Source organism: Candidatus Jordarchaeum sp., assembly GCF_052745115.1.
Map to the genome: position 1 here is coordinate 1 of NZ_JBRAKS010000179.1, position 8,127 is coordinate 8,127.

The following is an 8,127-nucleotide window of genomic DNA, read 5'->3' on the forward strand; positions in this document are numbered from 1 at the left end:
AAGGAACCTTTTCATAGTTCATCACCGCATGAAATCTCTCCCTTGCGTTCATGGAACCTCCATTATTGATAAACCCAATTTCGCGTTCTAAGAAAAATAGAACTTTAATTGCAAAGTTTAGATGTAAAATTCTACAAAATTCAATTGCAAAAGGTTATGTTAAATCAAACAATGCCTTCAAACTTTAAGCATGAAATAATTTCGTTGTTTAAAATACTCTTAAAAGTTAAAATATCTTATCAAACTGAAAAGGAAAGCTCAAAGCTCGCCTTAACGTATTTTTTACTAACACTTTTTAAGATGAAATCCTTTTATAAATACCCTTTAATGCTTCAAAAAGCTCACCATATACACCTATATACTTCTCATATTTCCTGTTTTCACCAGGTGCAGGGTCTACCCTTACTTTTCGGTCCACAAAATCATCGAGTATTTTATAAATATCCCTGAAAACCCCTGCTGCATAACCGGCAATCAAGGCAACACCAAGAGTGGCAAGATCACTTCGATGGAGGTTCTGGTATGGAATCTGTAATATGTCTGATTTTATCTGCATCCAGAATCTGCTCTTCGAACCGCTTCCAAAAGCCGTTACCATTTTTACATCAAGATCAGGTAAAAGTTCTTTGATAATCCTGAGTGTTAAGCAATGGTCGTAAGCTATAGACTCAAGAATAGCCCGGTAGAAGTGGATCTTTTTATGTGCCCATGTATGCCCGATAAAAAGGCCTCTGATATATGGGTCCGGAGGGAAAAAACGGCCTTGGAGGTAATCGATGGCAATCAAACCATCCGAACCCGGCGGCAATTTTGAAGCCTGATCATCAAGCCATGAGTAAACATCAACACCATTTTGTTCCAACCTTGCTTTTTCTTCAGAAAAGAACTCATCTATGAACCACCTGTGTGTTCTCCCACCAAGAACAACAGACATAAGATAATATTTATCTCCTATTGCAGACTTCATACATGAAAGTGTCTTATACTTCATGTCACATGTAAAACTATTAATACATGCTGCAAGTATACAGGCTGTACCAGAAACATCAGCCATCTGCCCTGCTCTAACAACTCCGGCACCCACAAACCCTGCAGCCTGATCTCCACATCCTGCGCATATTGGAATTCCAGGTGTAAGCCCCGTATCCTCAGATGCTTTTCTCGTGAGTTCCCCAATTATCTCGGTTGATTTAACGATTCTCGGGAGTTTCTCCATATCAACTCCCAATTTGATGCACAGCTCCTCAGACCATTCACCCCTTGAAAGATCGCTCAACCCTGAAAAACACAGAAAGCTCTCGTCAATAAAGACCTCATCTCCTGTAAGACCTGAAAGCTTTCCTGCAACAAAGGCCGATGGTTGAACAAATTTATATATATCCCTCCATTCCCTCCTCTTTTTCCAGTAGAGGATTTTGTTTCCATAGGTCGAGATGGAACCGTTTTTGTCAAGTATAAGCTCTCCTAACCTCTCATGCATATCCCTGTTTTCCCCAGCACTCCTGCTATCAAGAGGGGTATCATAATAGGTTACAGGATTAAAGTTCTTGTCTATCGACATGATACCACCCATCTGGCTATCAATACCGAGTGCAGCAACCCTTTTTGTGTCTATTCCTGATTTAGAAACACACTCTCTTATAAGCTCACAGGTTATCGTATAGAAATCTGAGGCATCCTGTTCAGCCCAGCCAGGCTTAGGATACCCGACTTCCATCTCCTTCTGTGCTTCTGAAATTACCCTGCAATCATTATTATAGATTGCGCATTTTGCAAGGGTCGTTCCAAGATCCACACCTATAAGATAACTTTCAGGCATGTTTGCTCTCCCCATCTTCTATATTTCTCCACCGGGTCCTATTTTTACAGGTTCAAGAAATAGAACACAAATAATGCTTCAAAGGGCGATCTTAAATTAATCAATACCTGTGAGCTTCGAATATCGATTGCTTCATAACATTATTGATGACCTGAGACATTCGATAAAAGATTTTTTGAGATCAAAACCTAATTTAGCCTTATCATTCAAAATTGTTTGTACCGAACTGAGCTGTAAAATCTCTCCATCTCATAATCTGAATCAATTCTTACAACAGGAATTCCCCAAAGCCTGCAGACAATCTCAATCTCCTCAATCAGATTCCCCATGGTTGCACTTAGATGATTGGCGCCTATGCATCTCACAAAATTCTCACCCTTTACGTCGAGATCAACAACTATCTTACCCCATGCCTGACCCAGGTGATGATTAACCCCTTCCCCCAGCATCGAAGTTAAAAACTCCCTTGCATCAAGCTCTTTTCCACACCCTACCTGCATGTAGTATTCACCCCTGACCCTTGTAAGCCTTGCCACAGTGACCGAGGGAGCCATCCTGCCGTAATAACTGAAAGCAGCTCCCGAAATCCCATGTATATTGCTCTTTGCCTCAACATTTTGAAAAACCTCCCCGGGATCGAGGGAGTTTGCTGCCCAGAAGAGAGAACCGGCACCGCAATTGGCAAACTCAATATGCTTATCATCAACAGATATCAGATCCCCAAAAGCAGGAGGTACTCCAGGGTTTAAAAAATGAAGAAGCATTGATGTTAAAAGACCTTTAATATCGCCTTCACATACCGTAGGATAGATCTTCTGATTTCCTGACTCATTCGAGGCAAAAGGGAGAAATGCTGGAAGTGTACATGCATTTACCCCGAATTCGTTGTATATCTCTGGCTGGCACTTAATTGAAACTCCTCCAATATTCTCATTTTCCAGCTCATCAAGCCTCTGGCGGGCTGCGAGTAAAAGTGCAATCTGTTTATCCAAAGATTCAGGGGTGAGCATTTTTTTATCATAGTTAATCTTGAGTCCATTTGAGATGAGCCATTTTCGAAAAGATTCTATCCTCTCAGGCTCACCTTTTATTATACTTTCTGCTCTTTTAATAAGAATATACTGGTCTTCATTTAAAATATCCCGTACCATGAACGATTTTAATCTTGGAACATCATCCTGTAGCTGCTCCATTTTCACCGAATATGACCCACCCCAGAGAAGTAGAGCACTCTCCCTCATTCGGGAAAATGCCCTGACGGCTTTTGACCACTTTAGCAATCTTTCCCTGTTCCCGAAGCATCTCTCATGAATCAATGCAAAAGTGTTTGATCCCCACTCCATCATACTTGAACACGTGGCGCTCATGTGTGAAAGGGAACCCATCATAGGGTCATTTTCGGTGTAGTATAGAATTGGCTTCCCCAGCTTTCTAACAAAATCCATAACGAGCATTGGAGGAGCCCAGTTCCATGCCCCAATTATCAAACCATCAATGCCCTGAGGTAGCAAAATGTCCAGAACTTTCCTTATGTCCTTAATATTTCTAACGCCAAATGGAAGCTCACCTTTCTTCCTGATCTTTTTAAGGGGATCGATTACCATAATCCCTTCTTTAACAAGAAATCTCTTTAACTCCTCATGTTTTTTTCTGAGATGTTCTTCGACTTCCTCTGAATAAAGCCCCACATCACGGTCATCCGTAAAAGTGATTATACCAATTCTGGATGCAATATCTTCAGTCATTACCTCCTCCATTTACTCAGCAACTTCTCATTGAGGATAAAAAAATGAGGATAAAAAAATTATTATTATGCGAAATCATAAAAAATCATTGACACGATAACACAAATAGGCTAATATGACAACGCAGTCAGACATCGTTATCATATTATAAATGTATAAACACTTCAATACAAATATTTTCTAAATGTTTTCGTAATTAAAAAATGAAAAATATAACCATCAAAGATATAGCCAGAATAGCCGGGGTTTCTCAAAAAACCGTATCCAGAGTTATCAACAATGAAAAACATGTAAAGAAAGACACAATAAAAAAGGTTAGTGCAATTGTTAATCAGTATGGATATGAACCAAACTTCTTTGCAAGAAGCCTTAAAACCAGAAAATCAAAAACTATAGGGCTAATAATAGGCGATATTGAAAACCCCTACTATGCACGTCTTTCAAAAGGTGTTATGGATGTTGCAGAGTATGCTGATTATAACGTGATGGTGTGCAATTCGAAGTATACAGTCGAGCTTGGCGAAAGATACTTGAATATGCTTATAAAAAAAGGAGTAGATGGGGTTCTCATAGCAACAATAGATTTCACAGGGGAATCAATCAAGAAATTGCGAAACAGAAACATCCCATTTGTTTTGATAACCTGTAAACTCGATACCCCACCTGATGTAAATTATGTAATCTCGGATGATTATTACGGTGGAAGAATCGCCGCCGAATACCTCATAAATCTCGGTCATAGAAAGATATATTTTCTCCGGGCTGCCGATGTTGTGGGAGCAAACGAGAGGGTTAGAGCTTTCAGGGATGTACTGATGAAAAACAAATGTTTTTCTGATGATTGTATCTCAAAGGCTCTTGTTAACTCAGATGGGAGTTATGAAGAAACCAGGAGATTTTTAAAGACACACTATGACTATACTGCCATAATGGGAGGAAATGATTTTGTAGCCATGGGGGCAATGGAGGCAATCCTTGAAAGTGGTTTGAAAATTCCCGAAGATATTTCTCTCATGGGTTATGACAATCTAAAAATCACATCCATATTGAAGATACCCCTGACCACAGTTGAACAACCAAACTACGAGTTCGGTGATATCGCAGCCAGAAGACTCATACAGATGATCGAAGATCATGAAAGTATGAAAAAGCCCCAGAAAATAGTAAAAAAGCCAAAGCTTATAATCAGAGAATCATGCAGGATGATAGTAGATAGATAAAAAACATGTTTTACTGCAGCCTCATATTATATCAAGCTGTAGATAATAAATAAGGATAACAAAGGTTTAGATAAATTATTCCTTAATGAGATTAATGGTTTTAGTGTTTTATAAAATTTATTCAAGGAGGGTAACATGAAAAGAACGTTAATTGTTTTTCTTGTAATTGCATTGTGCACAGTTTTTGCTATGGCTTCGATTCTTTATGCAGGCAAGAAAGAGGCTGCACCAAAAAAAGAGGAAGCCGCACCAGCCGCGAAAAAGGTACTGAGGCTCTGGTCCTGGAACAATGAGGGTGATTATCCAAAGGTATTTGAGCTCCTTATTGAGAGATTTAAACAGACCCATCCTGATGTAGAGATAAAAATCCAGTGGGTCCCCTACACCGAGTACAATGAAAAACTTAAGGCAACCATAGCAGCAGGAGACTATCCTGAGATCGTTGAGATTCATCCTGGATCGCCAATGTATAGCCTTTACAAGGCCGGTGAGCTCCGACCCCTGACCCAGGAACTCAAAACAGGTTTTCCTAACTTTTTTGAAAGCGCACTTGCTGATCTGACCTTTGATGGCAATGTATACAGCATCCCCCTGGATGTGAACAATCTGACAGTCTTTTACAACAAAAACATATTCAAAAAGCTTAACTTAACAATTCCTGAAACAATCGACGATTTAATAGCCATTTGCAAGGTTTTAAAAAACAATGGCTATCTTGGTATAGCATTGGGTGCGAAGGATGGATGGCCTGCAGGTGACCTCTACTTCCAGATGGTTGCCTACACAGACGGTTCACATACCCTGCTCAGAAAGGCAGATTTTGGACAGATATCATGGAACAGACCTGAGTTTATCGATGCTGCACTTCAGATAATCAGGATGAACGAAAACGGTGTTTTTCCACCTGGTACAGCATCACTCGACTATTTCACAGGGGCAGTTCAGCTATTTACCCAGCAGAAGGCTGCCATGTTCTATCCAGCAGGTTCATGGATTGTGGGGGGATTTGATACCCAATTTCCAGAAGATGTTGAATATGGTCTTTTCCCATTCCCCAAAATCTCTAAAGTTCAGAATTCTTATTCTACTGGAGGCGTCGCAACTAACTGGGGTATTCTTAAAAATGCAAAGAACCAGGATTTGATTCTTGACTTTTATCGGATGGCAACTGATCAAACCTCGGCAAAGATCCTTGTAGATCACTTTATGATACCTCCCTACAAAGTTGAGATCAAAGCAGAGAGGGAAATCCTTGCTGACATGATAAAAGCTCAGGCAATTGCCCAGACCAGGTTCGTGTTCACACCCGAGCTCCATAGCCAGGTGATGTCAGGTGTTCAGGGTCTTCTCACAGGAGAGTTAAGTGCTGCTGACTTTGTAGCGGCTCTCGATCGGGTTGCCGCTACCCTGAAAAGATAGGTAATATAAGCCTGTGGAAACCAGACCGAAATAGAGAAGATAAAATGGAAAAATCAGACCTCGTCTTCATTGGCGAGGTCTGATTCAGGAATCCCCCAGAGATGAAAAGAAAAAAATTAAGTGGATATCTGTTTATATTACCAGCTTTCATACTATTTATAGCTTTTCTGGTTTATCCGCTTCTGCATACGGTTTACCTTAGCCTTACGGAATGGGCCGGATTCGATCTAAAAAAGATCAATTTTGTAGGACTTGACAATTTCAAACTCCTTTTACCGGACTGGATTTTCTGGAAGGCTCTCCGGAACACACTTTTCTTTGTGATCGGCACAACCTTTTTCCTTAACCTGTTCGGATTGGCTCTTGCTCTTTTTCTTAACAGAAGCACGAGACTGGTGAAGATCGTTAGAACATTGATCTTTATCCCTGTGTTGCTCTCACCCGTTATAGTAGGGGTTATGTGGTCAAGGATACTCGATCCGTTTGGAGCTTTGAACCAGATACTTGAAAGAATTGGGGCAATAAAAACCCCAATATTCTGGCTGGGCGACAAACGGATTGCCCTCCTTTCAATCATAGGGGCTACAGTATGGCAGTGGGTCGGCTACGATATGGTACTGTATCTGACTGGCCTTCAACAGATTCCAGATGAACTCTACGAAGCTGCAATGATCGATGGGGCTAATAGATGGGAGCTATTGAGGTATATAACAATTCCACTTTTAAAAGGCATTGCTACGATGGTTGTACTTCTGAATCTGATTGGGGGAGTAAGAATTTTTGACATCGTCTATGTGATGACAAAGGGAGGTCCAAATCACAACACCGAAGTACTTGCAACCCATCTCTATGAGGTGGCTTTCTGGTTTAACAAGATGGGTTATGCTTCGGTTATCGCTGTGATAATCCTTATTTTATCTCTGGCCTTTGCCTATATGAGAACAAGAATCATGCGAGAAGAAGGGGCATAGATGAAATCCAATATTCTGATGGTATTTTCATGAAAGAAGCAACCGGAAGAAAAATAATCTGGATTCTTATTTTCATCGGGTTGATCATAACCCTTTTTCCCTTTGTATGGGTACTCTCACTTTCAATTAGAACCCAGAAGGAGGTATTTACCGCCATACTTTTACCACGCCATGTAAGATTTAAAAACTACATCGATGCATGGATAAAGTTCGATTTCACATCACTCTTCAAGAACAGTATAATTATAACTCTCATATCAGTAGCAATTACAGTCTTTATCTCTGCCCTGGCAGGTTATGGTTTCTCCAAATTCAGACTCAAAGGGTCAAACCTCTTCTTTCACCTTATCCTTTCAGGAATCATGATACCTCCTGTGGCCGTTGTCATCCCTCTCTTTGTCTTTATGAAAAGAATGGGCCTCTATAACAGCTATCCATCCCTCATCGTACCATACATAGTCTTTGGTTTACCCATAGCCACATTCATCTTTAAATCCTATATTCAGAACATAGACAACGACATTCTTGATGCGGCAAGGATCGATGGTTGTGGTGAGTTTAGTATCTTTTTGAGGATATTGCTCCCCATCATAAAACCTGCACTGGTAACTGTCACTATATTTACCTTCATGACTAACTGGAATGAGTTTTTACTCGCGGTAATTTTCCTTCATGATATATCCCTGTACACATTACCTCTGGGCATGTCTGTTTTTGTTGGCCAGTATTCTGCCCCATGGGAGCTCATAGGTGCAGGTGTTATAATCTCAATTACACCTGTTATTGCAATATTTTTCATCCTGCAAAACCAATTTATAAAGGGTCTTACAGCAGGTGCATTGAAATAATTTACTTGATTTAACTAAAAGAAAAATCAAAATTGACTGGTTCAAATCAAGCTATAAAAAATATTTCTATAGAAAAGTATCTGATATAAAATAGAGTTGTTTTTT

Annotated in this window: 6 protein-coding genes; 4 read left to right on the forward strand and 2 right to left on the reverse strand. The window is 40.1% G+C overall.

All coding sequences use genetic code 11. The features are described 5' to 3' along the window. Nucleotides 1–295: 295 nt before the first annotated feature. Complete coding sequence (locus ACUVXA_RS12725) at nucleotides 296–1,819, reverse strand: FGGY-family carbohydrate kinase (protein ID WP_445871647.1); 1,524 nt, start codon at nucleotides 1,817–1,819, stop codon at nucleotides 296–298. Nucleotides 1,820–2,025: 206 nt separating this feature from the next. Further along, nucleotides 2,026–3,564 (reverse strand): hypothetical protein, encoded by a 1,539-nt coding sequence (locus tag ACUVXA_RS12730; RefSeq protein ID WP_445871648.1) that lies wholly within the window; start codon nucleotides 3,562–3,564, stop codon nucleotides 2,026–2,028. 203 nt (nucleotides 3,565–3,767) lie between these two features. On the opposite strand from ACUVXA_RS12730, the gene ACUVXA_RS12735 reads away from it, so the two are divergent. The 4 genes from ACUVXA_RS12735 to ACUVXA_RS12750 all read left to right on the forward strand — a co-directional run bounded on the left by ACUVXA_RS12735 (nucleotide 3,768) and on the right by ACUVXA_RS12750 (nucleotide 8,022). Further along, a complete protein-coding gene (locus ACUVXA_RS12735; protein WP_445871649.1) occupies nucleotides 3,768–4,784 on the forward strand; it encodes a LacI family DNA-binding transcriptional regulator in 1,017 nt (338 codons plus the stop codon). A 135-nt stretch (nucleotides 4,785–4,919) separates the two neighbouring features. Then, nucleotides 4,920–6,203 (forward strand): ABC transporter substrate-binding protein, encoded by a 1,284-nt coding sequence (locus tag ACUVXA_RS12740; RefSeq protein ID WP_445871650.1) that lies wholly within the window; start codon nucleotides 4,920–4,922, stop codon nucleotides 6,201–6,203. A 101-nt stretch (nucleotides 6,204–6,304) separates the two neighbouring features. After that, entirely contained in the window at nucleotides 6,305–7,174 is an 870-nt protein-coding gene (locus ACUVXA_RS12745; protein ID WP_445871651.1) for a carbohydrate ABC transporter permease, read from the forward strand. A 29-nt stretch (nucleotides 7,175–7,203) separates the two neighbouring features. After that, nucleotides 7,204–8,022: a carbohydrate ABC transporter permease gene (locus tag ACUVXA_RS12750; protein ID WP_445871652.1), complete on the forward strand. Its 819-nt coding sequence runs from the start codon at nucleotides 7,204–7,206 to the stop codon at nucleotides 8,020–8,022. The last annotated feature ends 105 nt before the right edge of the window (nucleotides 8,023–8,127 follow it).